The organism is Bacillus sp. YH3-2-B2, from assembly GCF_053663335.1.
The window spans coordinates 1,028,467-1,052,409 of record NZ_JBSJQE010000001.1 but is presented as its reverse complement, the minus strand read 5'-3'; the positions used below and the strand labels follow the sequence as shown (position 1 = coordinate 1,052,409).

12 protein-coding genes are annotated in these 23,943 nt (G+C 47.2%); all 12 read left to right on the top strand.

Annotation, left to right across the window (positions count from 1 at the left end):
- Positions 1–73: 73 nt before the first annotated feature.
- The 12 genes from ACWJJX_RS04825 (at position 74) to bamA (ending at position 23,935) form a co-directional block, all read left to right on the top strand.
- The gene (locus ACWJJX_RS04825; protein ID WP_454022780.1) at positions 74–844 is read left to right on the top strand and encodes a 6-carboxyhexanoate--CoA ligase; all 771 of its coding nucleotides are present in this window, start codon (positions 74–76) and stop codon (positions 842–844) included.
- The gene (gene bioA, locus ACWJJX_RS04820) at positions 841–2,187 is read left to right on the top strand and encodes an adenosylmethionine--8-amino-7-oxononanoate transaminase (RefSeq protein WP_317461499.1); all 1,347 of its coding nucleotides are present in this window, start codon (positions 841–843) and stop codon (positions 2,185–2,187) included. The genes ACWJJX_RS04825 and bioA overlap by 4 nt, the downstream gene beginning before the upstream one ends.
- Positions 2,177–3,337 (top strand): 8-amino-7-oxononanoate synthase, encoded by a 1,161-nt coding sequence (gene bioF / locus ACWJJX_RS04815; protein WP_094246884.1) that lies wholly within the window; start codon positions 2,177–2,179, stop codon positions 3,335–3,337. Before bioA ends, bioF begins: the two co-directional genes overlap by 11 nt.
- On the top strand, positions 3,334–4,035 hold the full coding sequence (gene bioD, locus ACWJJX_RS04810) for a dethiobiotin synthase (RefSeq protein ID WP_146276882.1): 702 nt from the start codon (positions 3,334–3,336) through the stop codon (positions 4,033–4,035). The genes bioF and bioD overlap by 4 nt, the downstream gene beginning before the upstream one ends.
- A 2-nt stretch (positions 4,036–4,037) precedes the next feature.
- A complete protein-coding gene (gene bioB, locus ACWJJX_RS04805; protein ID WP_454022779.1) occupies positions 4,038–5,057 on the top strand; it encodes a biotin synthase BioB in 1,020 nt (339 codons plus the stop codon).
- 1 nt (position 5,058) lies between these two features.
- Positions 5,059–6,255: a cytochrome P450 gene (locus ACWJJX_RS04800; protein ID WP_454022778.1), complete on the top strand. Its 1,197-nt coding sequence runs from the start codon at positions 5,059–5,061 to the stop codon at positions 6,253–6,255.
- 302 nt (positions 6,256–6,557) lie between these two features.
- The gene (locus ACWJJX_RS04795) at positions 6,558–8,003 is read left to right on the top strand and encodes a GntP family permease (RefSeq protein ID WP_101563069.1); all 1,446 of its coding nucleotides are present in this window, start codon (positions 6,558–6,560) and stop codon (positions 8,001–8,003) included.
- A 24-nt stretch (positions 8,004–8,027) separates the two neighbouring features.
- Positions 8,028–8,729: a CoA transferase subunit A gene (locus tag ACWJJX_RS04790; protein WP_079004867.1), complete on the top strand. Its 702-nt coding sequence runs from the start codon at positions 8,028–8,030 to the stop codon at positions 8,727–8,729.
- A gap of 17 nt (positions 8,730–8,746) precedes the next feature.
- Entirely contained in the window at positions 8,747–9,409 is a 663-nt protein-coding gene (locus ACWJJX_RS04785) for a CoA transferase subunit B (RefSeq protein ID WP_007410136.1), read from the top strand.
- Between the two features lie 12 nt (positions 9,410–9,421).
- Positions 9,422–10,207, top strand: a complete 786-nt coding sequence (locus ACWJJX_RS04780) for a 3-hydroxybutyrate dehydrogenase (protein WP_070081905.1) — start codon at positions 9,422–9,424, stop codon at positions 10,205–10,207.
- Between the two features lie 557 nt (positions 10,208–10,764).
- Positions 10,765–11,967 carry a bacillomycin D biosynthesis malonyl-CoA transacylase BamD gene (gene bamD, locus ACWJJX_RS04775; RefSeq protein WP_167860178.1) on the top strand — a complete coding sequence of 401 codons (1,203 nt, stop codon included), beginning with the start codon at positions 10,765–10,767 and terminating at the stop codon, positions 11,965–11,967.
- Positions 11,968–11,986: 19 nt separating this feature from the next.
- Positions 11,987–23,935: a bacillomycin D hybrid PKS/NRPS BamA gene (gene bamA, locus ACWJJX_RS04770; protein WP_454022777.1), complete on the top strand. Its 11,949-nt coding sequence runs from the start codon at positions 11,987–11,989 to the stop codon at positions 23,933–23,935.
- Positions 23,936–23,943 lie beyond the last annotated feature (8 nt).

Sequence of the window (23,943 nt, the reverse complement as noted above, 5' to 3'; positions counted from 1 at the left end):
CTGTATGAGTGTTAACCTTTTATTATTTTGGTTAACATTAAATTTCGAAATAAAAGAAAGGAGGGAAATTTTCATGCGGGAAGAGACCTATTACAGCGTCAGAATGAGAGCTTCCCGAAACGCCCCCCATGAGCAGGGCGGAAAACATATTTCCGGCGGAGAACGGCTCATCACTTACAGCGGTTTACAGGAAGCGGTAGATGGCTTATTACATAAAGGCTTCTCACATTCAAGAGGGATACCTGATTTTATGCAGATTCAGCTTGAAAGCGTTCATGAACCGATCGAAACGATCCGCCCTTTGCCGGTTGCCCTCCATCAAACAGACACGCCGGAAAAAGGACAAGCAATTGCCCGCAAGCTTCTGCAAAAGGCGGGGATTCCTCCGCACATGATAGAGAAAGCGTACGAAAACATTACGGAATATGCAGAAGCAAGAGGAGCGGTCCTGTTTGATATCCGGGCAGGAAAACGCATTGACGGCAGAGGAAATAGAGGTGTGCGGGTATCCCGAGTGGATTGGCCGTCACATGATTTTCAAAAATGGGCTTTTACTCACAACATGCCGGAAAATTCACGAATAAAAGAAGCACATGCCATCGCGGCAAAAGTTTGCGCACATCCGGGAATTATTGCCGAATTGTGCTGGTCAGATGACCCTGATTACATAACAGGCTACGTTGCCGCAAAGAAGCTGGGATATCAGCGGATTGCCAAGATGAAGAATGCCGGAGATGAAAGCGGATGCCGGATTTTCTTTACAGATGGCTCCATAGATACGGAGAGCTTTATCCATTTTTTAGAGAAGCAGCCTGTATTCATTCAGCGGGAGGGGAACATATGAAACAATCAATGATTGAAAAAAGCAAACAGCATCTTTGGCTGCCTTTCACACAAATGAAAGATTACGATGAAGATCCGTTAATCATTGAAAGCGGAAACGGGATCATGCTGAAAGACATCAGCGGCAAAGAATATTATGACGGCTTTTCTTCAGTATGGCTCAATGTACACGGCCACCGCAAAAAAGAAATGGATGAAGCGATTCAAAAACAGCTTGAAAAAATCGCTCATTCGACTTTGCTGGGTATGACGAACGTTCCCGCAACAGAACTTGCGGAGATGCTGACGGGCATCACACCGGAAAAGCTGACGCGCGTTTTTTACTCCGACAGCGGAGCGGAAGCAATGGAAATCGCTCTGAAAATGGCCTTTCAATACTGGAAAAACGTAGGGAGACCTAAGAAGCAGACGTTTATTTCGATGCAGAACGGCTATCACGGCGATACGATCGGAGCCGTCAGCGTCGGCTCCATTGAACTCTTCCACCATGTGTACGGCCCGCTGATGTTTGAAAGCTACAAAGCCCCGATTCCTTATGTATACAGATCTGAAAGCGGCGACCCCATACAGTGCCGGGATGAATGCCTTCACGCGCTCGAACAGCTGCTTGCAAAGCACCACGAAGAGATTGCCGCACTTACGATTGAATCGATGGTGCAAGGCGCATCCGGGATGATCGTCATGCCTGAAGGCTTTCTGGCAGGCGTACGAAAGCTGTGTACGGCATATGATGTGTTAATGATCGTTGACGAAGTGGCGACGGGGTTCGGCCGCACCGGAAAAATGTTTGCCTGCGAGCATGAAAATGTCCAGCCGGACTTGATGGCGGCAGGGAAAGGCATTACGGGAGGCTATTTGCCGATCGCTGTGACGTTTGCCACAGAAGCCATTTATGAAGCCTTCTACGATGACTACGACAAAATGAAAACATTTTTCCACGGCCATTCCTATACAGGAAATCAGCTTGGCTGTGCCGCGGCAATTGAAAATCTGCGTTTATTCGAATCAGAGCGCATCGTTGAACGAGTCGCCGAAAAATCAAAAACGGCTGCGAAATTTCTTCATGATCTGAAGCAGCTTCCTCATGTCGGCGATGTCCGCCAGCTCGGTTTGATGTGCGGCATAGAGCTTGTGCAGGATAAGGGGACAAAACAGCCTTATCCGCCTGAAAAGCGGATGGGATACAAGGTGTCCTTGAAAATGAGAGAGCTGGGTATGCTGACACGGCCGCTCGGTGACGTCATCGCCTTTCTGCCGCCGCTCGCCAGCACAACCGACCAGTTACAAGCCATGATATCCATTATGAAAGAAGCGATAGCCGAGGTGACCGGCCGTGGATTTTGACGGATGGCTCCTCGGAAGGCTCGATGCGGTGAAAAGAGACGGGCTGTATCGGACGCTGCGAACACAGGAAACCGCTCTTAAAACCAAAGGGCAAAAGCGGCAGACCTGGGCGTCCAATGACTATTTAGGTCTGTCAAAAGATGAACGGCTGATCACAGCCGCGCAAACAGCGCTGAGCCGGTTCGGAGCGGGAAGCGGCGGCTCACGGTTAACGACAGGAAATACTGTGTGGCACGAAAAACTTGAACAAACAATCGCGGATTTTAAACAGACGGAAGCGGCTTTATTGTTTTCAAGCGGTTACTTGGCGAATATCGGCGTGCTTGCCTCACTGCCTCAAAAAGGCGATGTCATTTTAAGCGATCAACTGAACCATGCGAGCATTGTTGACGGCTGCCGTTTATCAAAAGCGGAAACCATCGTGTACCGCCATATTGATATGGATGATCTTGAGAAAAAACTTGCCTCCGTCCAGACGCGGAACCGCCGCTTTATCGTCACAGACGGCGTTTTCAGCATGGACGGCACAATTGCGCCTCTTGACCGCATAATGGCGCTTGCAAAGCAGTACCAGGCATTTGTGATAGCAGATGACGCGCATGCAACCGGTGTACTCGGAGAAAACGGCGGGGGAACCAGTGACTATTTCGGTGTTTGTCCTGATGTTGTCATCGGCACATTAAGCAAAGCAGTCGGAACGGAAGGCGGTTTTGCCGCGGGATCAAACATTTTCATTGATTTTTTGCTGAATCAGGCGAGGACGTTTATTTTTCAGACGGCCCTCCCTCCGTCAATTTGTGCGGCTTCGCATACGGCATTTGACCTCATATCAGATATGCACGATACGCGCCGTGAGCTGCAGTCGTCTGTCAAAAAGATAAAAACGCGTCTGGCCGATATGGGCTTTATCGTAAGAGGCGGGGATACACCGATTATCCCCGTTATCATCGGTGATGCAAAAACAGCGGTTTCAGCCGCTGCGCTGCTTGAGAAAAAGGGAATCTGCGCCCCGGCCATCCGCCCGCCCGCCGTTCCGGAAGGCGAAAGCAGAATCAGGCTGACCGTTACGGCGGATCGCAGCTTACAGGACATAGACGAGCTGACAGAAGCATTTGATTCCATTAGAAAAGAGCTGAATATAAACAAATGAGAAGTTTTTTTGTCACAGGAACAGATACCGGCGTCGGAAAAACCATCGTTTCTTGCGGACTTGCCGCGGCATTCAGGCAGAAACAGGCGGATATCGGAGTGTTTAAGCCGTTTTTAAGCGGCGTGCCGCGGACTCATCCGGAAAGTGACACCTCGCTGTTGAAAAACATGTCACAAACCGCACTGTCTCATGAAGAAATCACGCCATTTGAATGGAAAGAGCCGCTTGCGCCGTACACGGCCGCCATGCTTGAGGGGAAATCCGTGAGCATGGATGAAGTCATGGCCCACTGGAGTAAGATCAAAAATCGTCATGAGTGTTTCATCGTCGAGGGGGCAGGCGGCATTTCCGTTCCGCTTGGTGAAAATTACTTAGTCAGTGATTTGATAAAAGCCTTGGAATTACCGGCAGTGATTGTCGCCAGGCCTGATCTCGGAACCATCAATCACACATATTTAACCGTTGAATATGCGAAAAACATGGGAATAGAGGTTCTCGGCATTATGATCAACGGCGTAAAGAGCCGGCCGGGGCTGGACGAGAAGACAAACCCGAGCATGATTGAAACATTATGCAAAGTTCCGATTTTGGGAATCACACCGAAGCTGGATCTCGTTTCACCGGAAAACATTCAACACATGATTGAGAAACATATAGATGTTTCCTCTTTCATGAATCTGACACAAATGGGGAGATAAACATGAATCAATGGATGGATCTTGCAGAGAGAGTGCTGGACGGGGCGGAAGTAACGAATCAAGAAGCGCTGGCCATTTTAAATTGTCCTGATGAGGATCTTTTATTGCTGATGCATGCCGCTTTTCATATCAGAAAACGATTTTACGGAAAAAAAGTAAAGCTGAATATGATTATGAATGCAAAATCAGGCCTGTGTCCGGAAAATTGCGGGTACTGTTCACAATCTTCAATATCAAAAGCGCCGATCAAGTCTTATCGGATGGTGGATAAGCATATATTGCTTAAGGGGGCAAAACGCGCCCATGACTTGAATATAGGGACATACTGCATCGTCGCCAGCGGGCGGGGACCGTCAAACAGAGAAGTAGATCAAGTTGTTGATGCTGTCAAAGAAATTAAAGAAACGTACGGTTTAAAAATCTGCGCATGCCTCGGTCTGCTGAAGCCGGAACAGGCAGAGCGGCTTAAACAGGCAGGAGTAGACCGGTACAATCATAACATCAATACATCACAAAGGAATCATTCAAACATTACGACTTCCCACACGTATGACGACAGGGTCAATACAGTGGAAACGGCGAAACAATCGGGGATGTCGCCTTGTTCGGGTGTCATCGTCGGCATGAAAGAAACGAAACAGGACGTCATTGATATGGCGAACAGCTTAAAAGCGCTTGACGCCGACAGCATCCCGGTTAATTTTCTGCATGCGATTGACGGAACTCCGTTAGAAGGGGTAAGCGAATTACATCCGGTGTATTGCCTGAAAGTGCTGGCCTTGTTCCGTTTTATCAATCCGTCAAAAGAAATCCGTATCTCAGGAGGCCGGGAAGTCAACCTTCGTTCGCTGCAGCCGCTGGGACTTTACGCCGCAAATTCGATTTTCGTCGGAGATTACTTAACGACAGCAGGGCAGCATGAAACAGAGGATCATCAAATGCTCCATGATTTAGGGTTTGAAGTCGAATCCGTTGAAGAAATGAAAGCCGGCCTGCAATCCGCCTGCAATACGGAGGTATAAGATGACGGCTGGCCTATCAAGTGCACATCCGTCTCTCCATGCGGATTCGGATTTTTGGAATGACCCTTACCCGTTTTATGAAAAACTGCGATCCATTGATCCTGTTTATAAAGGAACCGTATTAAAACATCCGGGCTGGTATGTCACCGGGTACAAAGAGGCGGCATCGATTCTGAAAGACACCCGATTTAAAAACCGCATTCCTCTTCCGGAAGCTTCAACGAAATATCAAAATCTATCGCATATCCAGCACGATATGCTGTTATTTAAAAATCAATCAGACCATAAGCGGATGCGGATGCTTATAGGTAAAGAATTTACCGCAAAGACGGCGGAATCACTTCGCCCCTGTATAAAAGAAACGGTTCATGACTTGTTGGATCAAATCCAAAACAAAAAAACCGCAGACCTTGTTTCAGAGTTTGCCTTTCCATTGGCAAGCCTCATCATTGCGGAGATACTCGGAGTGCCGAAAGAGGAGAGATATCAATTCAGACAATGGACGGCAGACGTCATTCAGGCCATTGATCTTACCCGGTCAAGAAAGACGTTAGTCAGAGCAAGCGACACCGCAGGCAGGCTGACTGCATATTTCAGAGATTTGATTCACGAGCGGAAAGCACATCCTCAGGAAGACTTAATCAGCAGGTTTATCATGGGGAAACAGCTTTCAAAAGACGAAGTGCTCGCGACATGTATCTTACTTGTCATAGCCGGACACGAGACGACGGTAAACCTCATGAGCAACGGTGTGTTTACTTTATTGAAACACCCTGAACAGCTTAGCGCACTGAGAGAAAACCCCTCGCTTATTGAAACTGCTGTCGAGGAATGTCTGCGCTACGACAGCCCCGCGCAGCTGACGGCACGCACCGCTTCAGAAGACTGTGAAATAAATGGAAAAACCATAAAAAAAGGAGAGCAGGTATACATCCTTTTAGGGGCAGCCAATCGCGATCCAAGCATATTCGATCAGCCTCATAAAATGGACATCCAAAGAAAACCGAATCCGCATCTTGCATTCGGAAAGAACGCCCATTTTTGCATAGGCTCCTCATTAGCGCGCATCGAAGCACAAATTGCAATTCTCACACTGTTTGAGCGGATGCCTAAGCTTCGGCTGGCCGCACACCGCCTTGAATACCGCAAGCTCATTGGTTTTAGGTCGCTCAAAGAGCTTCCGGTTGTCCTTGGCTGAATGACCATGCAGGAGGGCCGGATTTTATCGGTTCCTCTTGCAGGAAATAAATGAAAGAAAAAAGAATACATATTTATAAAGCAAAAATCCTCTCTGATCCATCTCACTATCCCTAAAAAAACTCACTGCTCAGCCAATCAATATCATGAAGCAAGGGTCTCCTTTTTTTCGCCAAAACGGAAAATTCACCGTGATGCACATTTTTTCAGCCTCAGAAACTGTGCAAAACCGGCATGTTTTTTGCTTTATTTTCTCGATTTTTGTAAGCGCTTACTAATTTTGAGCAGAAAAGAGGGGGATTTGTGGACATTGTTATTATTTTATTGGCATTAGGCATGCTGATGTTTGCGGCTTACCGGGGCTTTTCAGTCATTTTATTCGCCCCGATTTGTGCGCTGTTTGCCGTGCTTCTTACAGATCCAAGCTTCGTACTTCCTTTCTTCTCGAATATATTTATGGAGAAGATGGTAGGATTTATTAAGCTGTATTTTCCCGTATTTCTTTTAGGGGCCGTTTTTGGCAAGGTTGTTGAAATATCCGGGCTCGCCGAGTCGATTGCAAAAACAATCGTCAGGCTTGTGGGAGCAAAAAGAGCCATTCTCGCCATCGTCTTAATGGGTGCGATTTTAACGTACAGCGGCGTCAGTCTCTTCGTAGCGGTGTTTGCCATTTATCCGTTTGCTAAAAACCTATTTATTAAAGCTGATATTCCCAAGCGTCTGATACCCGGTACGATTGCATTGGGCGCCTTTACATTTACAATGGATGCGCTTCCCGGCACACCGCAAATTCAAAATGTCATTCCGACAGCTTTTTTTAAAACAAACATTTATGCCGCTCCCTGGCTCGGACTGATTGGTGCAGCATTTGTGCTTACGGCCGGAATGATTTATTTAGAATCCCGGCGCAAAAAAGCGGCCAATGCCGGAGAAGGCTATGCTGGATTTCAATCTGAAGTTTCCGCTGCAGAGGAATCCTCAGGTCTGGCTAATGAAAAACATACGCCTGTTTTACCGCAGGAGGCAGAACCCAGCCCCGCGCGGCAAGTGCTCGCCTTTGTTCCGCTTATCCTTGTGGGAGTCATGAACAAATGCTTCACGATGTGGCTCCCGCATTGGTACCCTGACGGATTTGATTTTGCGCAGCTCGGTTTAGAAGCGTTCGGGAAGATTGACCTTTCCTCCGTCACTGCGATCTGGTCAGTAGAACTCGCCCTGTTCATCGGAATCATGACAACGATTTTGTTCGATTGGAAAAAAGTGCTCTTCAATTTGAAAGAAGGACTGAATGAGGGCATCGGGGGTGCCTTGCTGGCGTCGATGAATACAGGAGCCGAATACGGATTTGGCGGCATCATTGCGGCGCTTCCCGGCTTTAAAATGGTCAGCAGCGGCATATCGCAGACGTTTACTGATCCGCTCGTCAACGGAGCGGTGACGACCACTGCGCTTGCCGGGATTACAGGATCGGCATCAGGAGGAATGGGCATCGCTTTAAGCACGATGTCAGCAGCATATACAGAAGCAATCAATACATTCCACATTCCGCCGGAGGTCATGCACCGAGTGATTTCGATGGCCTCCGGCGGAATGGACACTCTTCCGCATAATGGCGCCGTCATTACGCTGCTCGCGGTCACCGGGTTGACCCACCGCCAATCCTACAGGGATATCTTTGCCATTACCGTCATTAAAACAGCAGCTGTGTTTGTCATCATCGCCATTTACAGTCTGACGGGCCTTGTGTAGCCAAAACAGAAAGGGGAAACGAATATGGGAAAAGGAAAAGTGATGGACTCTTATAAAGATGCTGCTGCACTGATCAAGGATGGAGACACCCTCATCGCAGGAGGCTTCGGCCTGTGCGGCATTCCGGAACAATTAATTCTCGCGATCAGGGACAGCGGCGTGAAAAACTTGACCGTTGTCAGTAATAACTGCGGTGTTGATGATTGGGGGTTAGGCCTCTTGCTTGCAAACCGGCAGATCAAAAAAATGGTCGCATCCTATGTCGGAGAAAACAAAACCTTTGAACGGCAGTTTTTAAGCGGGGAGCTGGAAGTCGAATTGGTGCCCCAAGGAACGCTCGCAGAAAGAATTCGCGCGGGAGGGGCGGGCATTCCGGCGTTTTATACACCTGCGGGCGTCGGAACATCAGTAGCCGAGGGAAAAGAACATAAGACATTTGACGGGCGCACCTATCTTCTGGAGAAAGGGATTACAGGGAACGCCGCCATCATAAAGGCCTGGAAAGCCGATCCTCTGGGCAACCTGATGTTCAGAAAGACGGCGAGAAATTTCAATCCGCTCGCTGCAATGGCAGGCAAAGTGACGATTGCAGAGGCTGAAGAAATCGTCGATGCCGGAGAGCTTGATCCGGATCAAATTCATACGCCGGGTATTTTTGTGCAGCATGTGCTGCTTGGCGGGATTCATGAAAAACGGATTGAACGCCGCACCGTCCGGCAAGCATGATAAAGGAGGCTGACAGAATGAGAGATAGCAGAAAACGAATGATCAAACGGGCTGTAAAGGAAATAAAGGACGGAATGAATGTGAACTTGGGGATAGGGATGCCGACGCTTGTAGCCAATGAGATACCGAATGATTATAACGTCCTGCTTCAGTCTGAAAACGGCTTGCTCGGGATCGGGCCTTATCCGGCGGAAGGAACGGAGGACCCCGATCTGATCAATGCGGGAAAAGAAACCATTACCGAGGTAAAGGGAGCCTCGTATTTTGACAGTGCCGAATCCTTTGCCATGATTCGCGGCGGCCACATTGATGTAGCGATTCTCGGCGGGATGGAAGTGTCCGAACGGGGAGATTTGGCGAACTGGATGATCCCCGGAAAAATGATCAAAGGAATGGGCGGCGCCATGGACCTGGTGCACGGAGCAAAACGGATTATTGTCATTATGGAGCATGTTAATAAATATGGGGAATCTAAAGTGAGAACGGAATGTACGCTGCCTTTAACCGGCAGGCAGGTGGTCGATCGGCTGATCACAGATTTGGCTGTATTCGATTTTCATGATGGCCGTATGACGCTCACCGAACTGCAGGAAGGTGTAACAATGGAGGAGGTCTTTGAGAAAACAGAAGGTCATTTTACTGTCAGCCAGTCGTTAAAAAACGGGGTCAGACCAAAATGAGGAGGTGCCGCCATGGATTCATTGCTTATTGAAAAAACAGCCGTTGTAACAGGAGCAGCCGGAGGAATCGGGCTTGAAATTGCAAGAGAATTCGCCCGTGAAGGAGCAGCCGTCATCATCTCTGATGTAAACGAACAAGCGGGGAAAGAAGCGGCGGCAGGACTTAAAGATGAAGGCTGTGAAGCAGTCAGCATCACATGCGATGTAACAAATGAAAAGCAAGTGGCCGACATGCTGCAGACGGTCGAGAAACAATTCGGACGTCTCGATATCCTTGTGAATAATGCGGGCATTCAGCATGTCGCGCCCATCGAGGAATTTCCCACCGAACAGTTTGAACGGCTCATTCGTGTCATGCTGACTGCGCCATTTATCGCAATGAAGCATGCATTCCCCATTATGAAAAAACAGCAATTCGGTCGAATCATTAATATGGCGTCTGTCAACGGGCTGATCGGTTTTCACGGGAAAGCGGCATATAACAGCGCCAAGCACGGCGTCATCGGTTTAACGAAAGTCGGTGCACTTGAAGGCGCGGCTGACGGCATTACCGTCAATGCGCTTTGTCCGGGATATGTGGACACTCAGCTTGTCCGCAATCAGTTAAAGGACATTTCCGCAACAAGGAATGTACCGTACGAGCGGGTGCTTGAGGACGTCATCTTTCCGCTCGTTCCCCAAAAACGGCTGCTGTCAGTGAAGGAAATCGCTGATTACGCCGTATTTTTGGCCAGCGACAAAGCAAAAGGGGTCACAGGTCAGGCCGTAGTCATGGACGGCGGGTATACCGCTCAATAGTTCTTGTACTATTTAAAAAACAGCCGCTCTGAACGGCTGTTTTTTTATGCCTGAAAACCTTGTTCACTCAATAGGCCGATTTACTGCGTCAATCGGTATCCGGGCTGGGTCATTCACATGTTCTGCGGCGTATTTTGTCCTTGCAGATTTTCCTCACCAGATCCATCTCTTGCACCGCATTTATAATCAAACGCCATCAGTTTACAATCCTTCACAGATATACAAATGAATTTTTACAATAAACAGAAAATATGTAATTTCTGACACAATAATGCCAATAGCCCTAAAACATATGAAACATGAAGAGCTCGTCCTAAGTGAAGAAGAGCCGGTAACAGGCTCCACTCCGGCTTTTCATCATCTCTCTTTAAGACTGATTTTCGGTGAAACCCTCATGTTTTATTTTATGAATAAATATATCTAATTCGTTTGTAAAATCGAACAATAACTCCTCCGAAAGTATTCTATACACATTTGTTATAATCATGCTAGGATGTTAGATAAAGGGATAATTTGTAGGATATTGTATTTCTGTTCAATATGATCGGAGGAATCTCATGAACAATCTTGCCTTTTTATTTCCTGGACAAGGGTCTCAATTTGTAGGAATGGGCAAACAATTTTGGAATGATTTTGTGCTCGCAAAGAGATTGTTTGAAGAAGCGAGCGATGCGATCTCCTTGGATGTAAAAAAACTGTGTTTTAACGGAGATATGAATGAATTGACAAAGACAATGAACGCGCAGCCCGCTATTTTAACGGTCAGTGTTATTGCTTTTCAAGTGTATATGCAGGAAATAGGGGTGAAGCCCCGCTTCCTGGCAGGCCATAGCTTAGGCGAATATTCAGCGCTTGTCTGTGCCGGCGCCCTTTCTTTTCAGGATGCCGTTACACTTGTAAGGCAGCGGGGAATTCTTATGCAAAATGCGGATCCTCAGCAGCAGGGGACGATGGCCGCCGTGACTCACCTCTCTCTTCAAACGTTGCAGGAAATATGTTCGAAAGTGTCGACGGAAGACTTTCCGGCAGGAGTAGCCTGCATGAATTCAGAACAGCAGCATGTGATTTCCGGACACCGGCAAGCTGTGGAACGTGTCATCAAGATGGCGGAGGAAAAGGGAGCGGCATACACTTATTTGAATGTCAGTGCGCCTTTTCACAGTCCGATGATACGATCAGCATCTGAACAATTCCAGACTGTATTACACCGGTATTCCTTCCGGGATGCCGCATGGCCGATCATTTCAAATGTCACCGCACGCCCTTACAGCAGCGGAAATTCGATCAGCGAACATCTCAAGCAGCACATGACGATGCCGGTAAGATGGACGGAATCGATGCATTACTTGCTTTTACACGGAGTGACGGAAGTCATCGAAATGGGTCCGAACAATGTCTTAGCCGGTCTGCTGAGAAAAACAACGAATCACATTGTACCTTATCCCTTAGGACAGACATCTGATGTTCACTTGCTTTCCAATTCAGCGGAAAGAAAGAAACATATTGTCCGTTTACGCAAAAAACAACTGAATAAATTGATGATTCAATCCGTCATTGCGCGAAATTACAACAAGGATTCAGCGGCTTATTCCAATATGACGACGGCATTATTTACGCAAATCCAAGAGCTGAAAGAGAGAATGGAAAGACATGAAAATGAGCTCTCAGAACAAGAGCTCGAACATTCGATCCATTTATGCAAATTAATTTGCGAGGCTAAACAGCTTCCGGCTTGGGAAGAATTGCGGATTTTAAAATAAAGCGCCCAGGAGGGGACCTATGTATACCAGTCAATTCCAAACCTTAGTAGAAGTCATTCGGGAAAGAAGCAATATCTCTGATCGCGGGATCCGTTTTATCGAATCCGATAAAAACGAGACGGTTGTCTCTTATCGCCAATTGTTTGAAGAGGCGCAAGGGTATCTTGGCTATTTACAGCATCTCGGCATTAAGCCGAAGCAGGAAATTGTATTTCAAATCCAAGAAAACAAATCATTTGTCGTTGCTTTTTGGGCTTGTATATTAGGAGGAATGATCCCGGTGCCGGTCAGTATCGGAGAAGATGATGACCATAAGCTGAAGGTCTGGCGCATTTGGAATATATTAAATCATCCGTTTCTGATTGCCTCTGAAAAAGTATTGGACAAAATAAAGAAATACGCTGCAGAACACGATTTACAGGATTTCCATCACCAATTAAACGAAAAATCTGACATCATTCAAGATCAAACCTACGATTACCCCGCTTCGTTTTATGAACCTGATGCGGATGAACTCGCCTTTATCCAATTTTCTTCAGGATCGACAGGAGATCCAAAAGGAGTCATGTTAACGCATCACAACTTAATACATAACACGTGCGCCATTGGGAATGCCCTAGCCGTTCATTCGAAAGACTCTTTCTTATCATGGATGCCTTTAACGCATGATATGGGGCTCATCGCCTGCCACCTTGTTCCCTTCATAACCGGAATCAATCAAAATCTGATGCCTACAGAATTATTTATTCGCAGACCTATTCTTTGGATGAAAAAAGCTCATGAACATAAAGCCAGTATTCTATCCTCTCCAAATTTCGGGTACAACTACTTCCTTAAATTTCTGAAAAACGAACCAGACTGGGATTTATCCCACATCAAGGTCATCGCAAACGGTGCAGAACCGATATTGCCGGAGCTATGTGACGAATTTTTGAAAAGATGCGCAGCATTCAATCTGAAAAGATCCGCCATTTTGAATGTTTACGGTTTAGCGGAAGCGTCGGTCGGCGCAGCATTCTCTAAATTAGGTAAAGAATTCGTTCCCGTTTATTTGCATCGTGACTATTTAAATCTTGGTGAAAGAGCTGTAAAAGTAAGCAAAGAGGATCAAAATTGCGCTTCATTCGTCGAAGTGGGACAACCTATTGACTATTGTCAGCTTCGGATCTCCGATGGAGCAAATGAAAGAGTAGAAGACGGAATCATCGGCCATATCCAGATCAAAGGAGACAATGTGACCCAAGGGTATTATAACAACCCCGAGAGTACGGAAAAAGCGCTGACTTCTGACGGCTGGGTAAAAACGGGAGACCTCGGATTCATTAGTGAAAGTGGTAACTTAGTCGTAACCGGAAGAGAAAAGGACATTATTTTCGTGAACGGAAAAAATATCTACCCGCACGATATTGAACGGGTCGCGATTGAAATGGAAGAGGTTGACTTAGGAAGAGTTGCCGCCTGCGGTGTATATGATCAAAAGACACAAAGCGGAGAAATCGTGCTCTTTGTTGTTTACAAAAAATCACCTGAAAAATTCGCACCGCTTGTCAAAGAGATAAAAAAGCATTTGCTCAAGCGGGGCGGCTGGAGCATAAAAGAAGTCCTTCCGATCAGAAAACTCCCTAAAACAACCAGCGGAAAGGTTAAACGCTACGAACTTGCCAGACAGTATGAGGCAGGGAATTTTTCAACAGAGTCTGCCGCTATCAATGAATGTTTGGAGAGCAGCCCGGAAACATCCGGACAGACTCCCATTCATGAAATTGAAACGGAATTACTGTCTATCTTTTCCGATGTGCTCAATGGGAAAAAGGTTCACCTCGCTGACAGTTATTTTGATATGGGAGCAAATTCATTACAGTTATCGCAGATTGCCGAGCGCATAGAACAGAAATTCGGACGCGAGCTTGCCGTTTCAGATCTCTTTACGTATCCTTCTATCACTGATTTAGCGGCATATCTGTCTGAAAGCCGGGCTGAAATCAAGCAGGACGCGGCAGCGAAACCAAGCCATGTGACGCCGAAAGATATCGCCATTATCGGGATGTCGCTCAATGTCCCAGGAGCATCAACGAAAAGTGATTTTTGGAATCTGCTTGAAAAAGGTGAGCACAGCATTCGAGAATACCCTGCATCCCGGCTGAAAGATGCGGCGGATTATTTAAAGTCCATCCAAAGCGAAATCAATGAGAATCAGTTTGTGAAGGGCGGCTATTTAGATGAAATCGACCGCTTTGATTACTCGTTTTTCGGTTTAGCTCCTAAAACGGCTCAGTTTATGGACCCTAACCAAAGACTGTTTTTGCAGTCTGTATGGCATGCGATTGAAGATGCGGGCTATGCCGGCGGCAGCATGAACGGGAGCCGTGTCGGGGTATATGCAGGGTACTCGAAGGTGGGCTACGATTATGAACGTCTCCTTTCTGCGAATTATCCGGAGGAGCTTCATCAATATATCGTGGGCAATCTCCCTTCCGTGTTAGCCAGCCGAATCGCTTATTTCCTAAATTTAAAAGGGCCAGCGGTCACAGTGGATACGGCATGCTCCTCATCGCTTGCCGCGGTTCATATGGCATGTAAATCTTTAATATCCGGCGATTGTGAAATGGCTCTTGCCGGCGGTATCCGGACATCGCTCTTGCCGATCTGTATCGGACTTGATATGGAATCTTCGGACAGGTACACGAAAACGTTCAGCAAAGATTCAGACGGTACTGGCACAGGTGAAGGCGCGGCCGCAGTCCTGCTGAAACCTTTGCAGGATGCTGTTCGCGACGGAGACCATATTTACGGCGTAATCAAGGGAAGCGCGATGAATCAAGACGGAACAACCGCCGGGATTACAGCACCGAATCCGGCAGCTCAGACTGAGGTCATTGAGACGGCCTGGAAAGACGCGGGCATTGCCCCTGAAACACTGTCTTTCATCGAAGCGCATGGCACCGGAACGAAGCTCGGCGATCCGGTTGAATTTAACGGGCTTTGTAAAGCGTTTGAAAAGTATACGGCAAAAAAACAATTTTGTGCGATTGGTTCTGTTAAATCGAACATCGGTCATTTGTTTGAAGCGGCAGGCATCGTCGGGCTGATCAAATCTGTCCTCATGCTGAATCACAAGAAAAATCCGCCATTAGTGCACTTTAATGAACCTAATCCGCTCATTCATTTTCACTCTTCACCATTTTACGTAAACCAGGAAGCTGCAGCGTTCACATCCGGTGATGAGCCGCTGCGAGGCGGAGTCAGCTCATTTGGCTTTAGCGGAACAAACGCTCATGTGGTATTGGAAGAATATATTTCTCAAAGTGAGTATGCGCCCGAGGATGAACATGGGCCGCACCTATTTGTTTTATCCGCTCATACTGAAAAATCACTCTATGAACTCACTCAGCAGTACCGGCAATATGTATGGGATGACAGCCAAGCTTCATTAAAGTCCATTTGCTATACAGCCAGTACGGGCAGGGCTCATTTGGATCATGGCATTGCCATGATTGTATCCGGTAAACAAGAACTATCGGATAAGCTGACCCGCCTGATTCAGGGAGACAGAAACCTTCCCGGTGTATACATCGGCTACAAGAATATGAAGGAAATGCTGCCCGCTCATAAAGAAGAGCTGAATAAACAAGCAGCCGCACTGATTAAGCAGCGTTTACGTACGCAAGATGAACGGATCACATGGCTGCATCGCGCCGCCGAATTATTTGTGCAAGGAGCCGTTATCGATTGGCGCGCGCTTTATTCCGGTGAAACTGTACAAAAGACGCCATTGCCCCTGTATCCGTTTGAACGGAGCCGATGCTGGGCTGAAGCTGACCAATTGCGCTTAAACGAGGACGAAAAGAGAGGAGAAGCGGCATTGAATATCAATCAATCGAAGGCGCACATTGAATCCTTCCTGAAATCTGTAATCAGCAATGCTTCGGGGATCAGAGCGGAGGAACTCGATCTGAATGCTCATTTTATCGGGCTCGGGATGGATTCCATCATGCTGTCACAGGTCAAAAAAGCCATCGCGGACGAATTTGGGGCAGACATCCCGATGGATCGTTTTTTTGATACGATGAACAACCTTCAAAGTGTCATAGATTACTTGGCTGAGACCGTTCCATCGTCCTTTGCATCCGCTCCGCCTCAAGAGAATGTTCCGGCGCAGGAAATACAGGTCATTTCAGAAGCACAGTCTGAATCGGATCGCAGAGAAGGTCATCAAGAGCATATGCTCGAAAAAATAATCGCTTCTCAGAATCAATTAATTCAGGATACCTTGCAAGCTCAATTAAATAGCTTTAATTTGTTGAGAAACAGCGGACATCATTCCGATGAGAAAGAATACGCTAAAGCGCAAGAGAAATCAATTCCTTCTGTCAAGCAGGGGCCTCCGGCCGTCACTGCAGAAAAGAAAGCGGCTCAAGAAGCGAAACCCTATGTTCCTTTCCAGCCTCAGAACCTGCATGATCAGGGACACTATACCGCACGGCAAAAACAATACTTAGAAGATTTCATCAAGAAATACGCAGATAAAACGAAAGGTTCCAAACAATATACGGACAACACCCGATTTGCTCATGCAAACAACCGCAACTTGTCCAGCTTCCGTTCGTATTGGAAGGAAATCGTATACCCGATTATCGCCGAACGATCTGACGGTTCTAAAATGTGGGATATTGACGGAAATGAATATATCGATATCACCATGGGGTTCGGAGTTAACCTTTTCGGGCATCATCCTTCCTTTATTACACAGGTTATCGATGATTCAACCCGTTCATCATTGCCTCCGCTCGGCCCGATGTCAGATGTCGCCGGTGAAGTTGCCGACCGGATCCGCACATGTACCGGGGTGGAAAGGGTCGCTTTCTATAATTCCGGAACAGAGGCCGTCATGGTTGCCCTGCGTTTGGCGCGGGCGGCAACAGGAAGAAAGAAAGTCGTGGCGTTCTCGGGATCTTATCACGGCACGTTTGACGGCGTATTAGGGGTTGCCGGCACAAAAGGCGGAGCTGCGTCTGCGAATCCGCTGGCTCCGGGTATACTGCAAAGCTTTATGGATGATTTGATTATTTTACATTACAACAATCCCGATTCGCTGGACGTGATCCGCAGTCTTGGTGATGAATTGGCAGCCGTACTGGTGGAACCGGTACAAAGCCGCAGACCGGATTTGCAGCCGCGGGCATTTTTGAAAGAATTGCGGGCGATCACGCAGCAATCCGGAACAGCTCTGATTATGGATGAAATTATTACCGGATTTCGGATCGGTCTCGGCGGCGCACAGGAATGGTTCGGCATTCAGGCTGATTTAGTGACCTACGGAAAAATCATCGGCGGCGGACAGCCGTTAGGGGTAGTTGCCGGAAAAGCTGAGTTCATGAATGCGATCGACGGGGGTACCTGGCAGTATGGGGACGATTCCTACCCGCAAGACGAGGCGAAACGCACGTTTGTGGCCGGCACCTTCAATACTCACCCGCTTACCATGAGGATGTCATTAGCCGTCCTTCGCCATTTACAAACCGAGGGAGAACATCTGTATGAGCAGCTTAATCAAAAAACAGCCTACTTGGTCGATGAGCTGAATCGCTGCTTCGAACAAGCGCAAGTGCCTATCCGCATGGTTCGATTCGGTTCTTTATTCCGGTTTGTCTCATCGCTTGATAATGACTTGTTCTTTTACCATCTCAACTATAAAGGTGTCTATGTGTGGGAAGGACGTAACTGCTTCTTGTCCGTCGCGCATACCGCAGATGATATCGAAAATATTATTCAAGCGGTGAAAGACACGGTGGAGGATCTTCGCCGAGGCGGATTTATTCCGGAAGGCCCGGACTCCCCTGATGGCGGAGGCCGTAAAAAGTCCGGGACGCGCGAGCTTTCACCTGAACAAAAGCAGTTGGTTATGGCATCCCATTACGGGAATGAAGCTTCCGCCGCTTTAAACCAGTCCATTATGCTGAAAGTGGAGGGCGAACTGCAGCATACGCCATTAAAACAAGCCGTCCGGCATATCGTTGACCGTCATGAAGCTTTACGTACAGTGATTCATCCCGATGACGAGGTACAGCAAGTGCAGGAACGGATGAATATAGAAATACCAGTCATTGATTTTACCGGTCACCCGCATGAACATCGGGAGTCGGAAATTCAAAAATGGCTGACAGAAGATGCCAAGCGGCCGTTTCATTTCCATGAACAAAAGCCTTTGTTTAGAATCCATGTGCTTACTGCGGCTCACAATGAACATCTGATTGTGCTCACGTTCCATCATATCATTGCCGATGGATGGTCAATCGCCGTTTTTGTTCAAGAACTGGAGAGCAACTACGCGGCAATTGTACAAGGAAAGCCGATTTCACCGAAAGAGGCAGATGTTTCGTTTCACCAATACTTAGACTGGCAGCAGGCACAGATTGACAGCGGCCATTATGAAGAAGGGGTCCGGTATTGGCGGCGTCATTTCTCTGAACCGATACAGCAGCCAATTCTGCCGAGCGCAGGTTCTGTCCGTTATCCGAAGGGGTATGAGGGAGACCGGTGTACCGTCAGGCTTGGACGGCCATTGAGCGAGGCTTTAAGGTCATTAAGCATTCAGATGAAAAATAGCGTATTTGTGACGATGCTGGGTGCATTTCATCTTTTTCTGCACCGGCTTACCAAACAGTCAGGCCTTGTGATCGGGATCCCCGCTGCAGGTCAATCGCATATGAAACAGCATGATCTGGTTGGAAATTGCGTCAATATGATTCCGGTGAAGAACACGTCTTCTTCAGAAAGCACTTTATCCGGTTATCTTGGCAGTATGAAAGAAAGCGTGAATCTTGCAATGCGGCACCAAGCCGTCCCGATGACACTGGTGGCCAGAGAGCTTCCGCACGATCAAGTGCCGGATATGCGTATTATCTTTAATTTAGACAGGCCTTTTCGAAAGCTGCATTTCGGAAAGGCGGAAGCGGAGCCCGTTGCATACCCGGTAAAATGCACCCTGTACGATTTATTTCTTAACATAACAGACGCGCATCAAGAATATGTTCTTGATTTCGACTTTAATACGAACGTCATCAGTCCGGAAATCATGAAAAAGTGGGGAGCGGGTTTTACAAAATTGCTGCAAAAAATGGTTGAGGGAGATTCAATCCCTCTTGACGCCATGATGCTGTTTTCCGATGAAGAACAGTATGATTTACAAGCACTTTATGCCGAACACCAGAAGCGGGTCTCTTCAATAGGAAGCAATACAGCAAATTTCACTGAAGCCTATGAGGCGCCGGTAAATGAAACGGAGCGGCAGCTGGCGCGGATTTGGGAGGAACTTTTCGGCCTTGAACGGGTCGGCAGATCAGATCGCTTCCTGGCTCTGGGAGGAAACTCGCTCCAGGCGACGCTTATGCTTTCCAAAGTTCAGAAGACATTTCATCAAAAGGTTTCCATCGGACAATTTTTCAATCACCAGACTGTTAAAGAATTAGCACATTTCATTCAGAACGAAACAAAAGTCGTGCACCTCCCGATGAAGGCTGCCGAGAAAAAAGCGTATTACCCGACATCGCCGGCGCAGCAAAGAGTATATTTCCTGCACCAGCTGGAACCGGATCAGCTGGCGCAAAATATGTTCGGCCAAATATCAATAACAGGGAAGTACGATGAGCAAGCCCTGATCTCATCTCTTCAACAAGTGATGCAGCGGCACGAAGCGTTTCGCACGTATTTCGACATTATAGATGGCGATATCGTTCAGAAACTTGAAAACGAAGTTGATTTTAACGTTCATGTCCGGACAATGAGCCGGGACGAATTTGATGCCTATTCAGACCGGTTTGTAAAACCGTTCCGCCTGGACCAAGCTCCGTTAGTTCGTGCGGAGCTGATCAAGATTGAAAACGAGCAGGCCGAACTGCTCATCGATATGCATCATATCATTTCGGACGGTTATTCCGTCAACATCCTTACAAATGAATTGCTGGCTTTATATCATCAGAAACCATTACCAGACATTGAATTTGAATATAAAGATTTCGCAGAATGGCAAAACCAACGGCTGAATGAGGATGCCATGAAGCGGCAGGAGACATATTGGCTGGAACAATTTCAAGACGAAATTCCCATCCTTGACCTGCCGACAGACGGCTCAAAAGCGGCAGAACGGTCTTCTGAGGGACAGCGTGTGACATGCTCCTTACAGCCGGATGTCATCCGCTCGCTTCAAGATTTGGCGCAAAAGGCGGAAACCACTCTCTATACGGTGCTTCTGGCCGCCTATAATGTGCTGCTTCATAAATATACGGGACAAGAAGACATTGTCGTTGGCACGCCTGCTTCAGGAAGAAATCATCCGGATATCGAAAAGATCATCGGTATTTTCATACAAACCATTGGAATCCGGACGAAGCCGCACGCCAATAGAACGTTTACGGATTATCTGGAAGAAGTAAAGCGGCAGACGCTTGACGCTTTCGAAAACCAAGACTATCCATTCGATCGGCTTGTGGAGAAATTAAATGTGCAACGGGAAACAACCGGACAGTCTATGTTTAACACGATGTTTGTGTTTCAAAACATTGAATTTCATGAAATCCGGCACAATGAATGTACATTTAAAGTGAAAGAACGAAATCCAGGGGTCTCTTTGTATGATTTGATGCTCACGATCGAAGATGCCGGTCAACAGATAGAGATGCATTTTGATTATAAACCGGGACGATTCACAAAAGACACCATTGAACAGATCACCAAACACTATACTGCCATTTTAAACAGTCTTGTTGAGCAGCCGGAGATGACATTGTCTTCCGTTCCTATGCTGTCTGAAACCGAACGGCATCAACTGCTGACGGAGTGTAATGGCACAAAGACGCCGTATCCGCATAACGAAACAGTAACCCGATGGTTTGAAATGCAAGCGGAACAGAGTCCCGATCATAAAGCCGTTATTTTTGGCAATGAGCGGTATACGTACAGACAGCTCAATGAACGGGCGAACCGATTGGCGCGGACGTTACGGACAAAAGGCGTACAAGCGGATCAATTCGTTGCCATCATCTGCCCGCATCGGATCGAACTGATTGTCGGAATTTTGGCTGTTCTGAAAGCCGGCGGCGCATACGTGCCCATTGATCCTGAATATCCGGAAGATCGGATCCAATATATGCTGAGAGATTCAAGGGCGGAGGTTGTGTTGACACAGCGCAGCCTGCTGGATCAATTACCGTATGATGGTGACGTTGTGCTTTTGGATGAGGAAAACTCATACCATGAGGATCACTCGAATCTTGAATCGGACAGCGATGCGCATGATTTGGCCTACATGATCTATACGTCAGGTTCCACGGGAAATCCAAAAGGTGTCCTCATTGAGCATCAGGGACTGGCTGATTATATTTGGTGGGCGAAAGAGGTTTATGTAAGAGGTGAGAAAACCAACTTCCCATTATACTCTTCCATCTCTTTCGATCTGACTGTGACCTCGATATTTACACCGCTGGTTACGGGAAATACCATCATTGTCTTTGACGGCGAAGACAAAAGCGCTGTGCTTTCTGAGATTATGCGGGACTCAAGAATAGACATGATCAAATTGACCCCGGCACATCTGCACGTCATCAAGGAGATGAATATCGCTGGCGGCACGGCAATACGGAAAATGATTGTCGGCGGAGAAAATTTAAGCACCCGTCTGGCCAAAAGTGTCAGCGAGCAGTTTAAAGGCCGGCTGGACATTTTCAATGAATACGGACCGACGGAAGCTGTCGTCGGATGTATGATTTATCACTTCGACGCAGAACGGGACAAGCGGGAATTTGTACCGATCGGCACTCCGGCTGCCAACACGGATATTTATGTGGCCGATGCAAGCAGAAACCTGGTTCCGATCGGGGTAATCGGCGAAATATATATCAGCGGACCGGGTGTTGCCAGAGGGTATTGGAACCGTCCGGATTTAACGGCAGAGAAATTTGTTGAAAACCCGTATGTCCCGGGAGCGAAGATATACAAATCAGGGGATTTGGCTAAGCGGTTGAAGGACGGAAATCTTGTATATATCGGACGCGTTGATGAACAAGTCAAAATCAGGGGATACCGAATCGAGCTTGGTGAAATTGAAGCAGCAATGCATAACGCGGAAGCGGTGCAAAAAGCCGCAGTTACGGTGAAAGAAGAAGAAGACGGCTTAAAACAATTATGCGCGTATTACGTAAGCGACAAGCCTATAGCGGCTGCGCAGCTTAGGGAACAATTGTCATCGGAGCTTCCAGACTACATGGTTCCGTCCTATTTTGTCCATCTGGAGCATATGCCGTTAACGTCCAATGGGAAAATAAACCGCAAGGCACTGCCAGCACCAGAAGCGAGTCTTCAGCTGACAGCTGAATATGTTCCGCCGGGTAATGAGACGGAATCCAAACTGACAGATTTATGGAAGGAAGTGCTCGGAATAAGCCATGCGGGGATCAAACATAATTTCTTTGATCTCGGAGGCAACTCCATTCGAGCGGCTGCCTTAGCCGCCAGAATTCACAAAGAGCTGGATGTGAATCTGTCTCTCAAAGACATATTCAAGTTTCCTACCATTGAACAATTGGCTGACAAGGCGTTACACATGGACAAAAATCGATATGTACCGATTCCGGCTGCAAAGGAAATGCCATATTATCCGGTTTCTTCAGCTCAGAGGCGGATGTATTTGTTAAGTCACACAGAAGGCGGCGAGCTGACTTACAATATGACGGGTGCCATGAATGTGGAAGGGACGATCGATCCCGAACGGTTAAACGCCGCTTTCCGAAAATTAATCGCGCGTCATGAAGCGTTGCGGACCAGCTTTGATTTATATGAAGGCGAGCCGGCACAGCGTATTCATCAGAACGTCGACTTTACGATAGAACGGATTCAAGCAAGCGAAGAAGAAGCGGAAGACCGTGTGCTGGATTTCATCAAAGCGTTTGACTTAGCCAAACCGCCGCTGATGCGGGCCGGACTGATTGAAATTGAACCTGCGCGGCACGTGCTTGTGGTTGATATGCATCATATCATTTCTGACGGCGTGTCCGTCAATATTCTGATGAAAGATTTAAGCCGAATCTACGAGGGGAACGAACCGGACCCGCTCTCTATTCAATATAAAGACTTTGCAGTTTGGCAGCAATCGGACATTCAGAAACGGAACATCAAGAGCCAGGAAGCGTATTGGCTGGATCAGTTTCACGGTGATATTCCTGTACTGGATATGCCTGCGGATTATGAGAGACCTGCCATACGCGATTACGAAGGCGAATCATTTGAATTTCTTATACCAGAACACTTGAAACAGCGTTTAAGCCAAATGGAAGAAGACACAGGAGCAACACTGTATATGATTTTATTGGCAGCCTATACGATTCTTTTATCCAAATACAGCGGACAAGAAGATATTATCGTAGGAACGCCATCTGCCGGGCGGACTCATTTGGATGTAGAGCCGGTCGTGGGAATGTTCGTCAATACGTTAGTCATTCGCAATCACCCGGCGGGCCGTAAAACATTTGATGCCTACTTAAACGAAGTAAAAGAAAACATGCTGAACGCCTATAAAAATCAAGACTATCCGTTGGAAGAATTAATTCAGCATCTGCATCTTCCAAAAGATTCAAGCCGCAATCCTTTATTCGATACGATGTTTGTGCTGCAAAATCTCGATCATGCTGAATTGACTTTCGATTCTCTTCAACTCAAGCCGTATCCATTTCATCATCCGGTTGCGAAATTCGATTTGACCTTGTCGATTCAGGCGGACCGCGACAACTATCACGGACTGTTTGAATATTCGAAAAAACTGTTTAAGAAAAGCAGAATCGAGGTTTTATCAAACGACTACTTACACATCCTATCGGCGATTTTGGAACAGCCAAGCATTCTAATCGAACATATCGGATTGAGCGGCAGCAATGAGGAAGAAGAGAACGCGCTTGATTCTATTCAATTGAACTTTTAGGGAAAAGC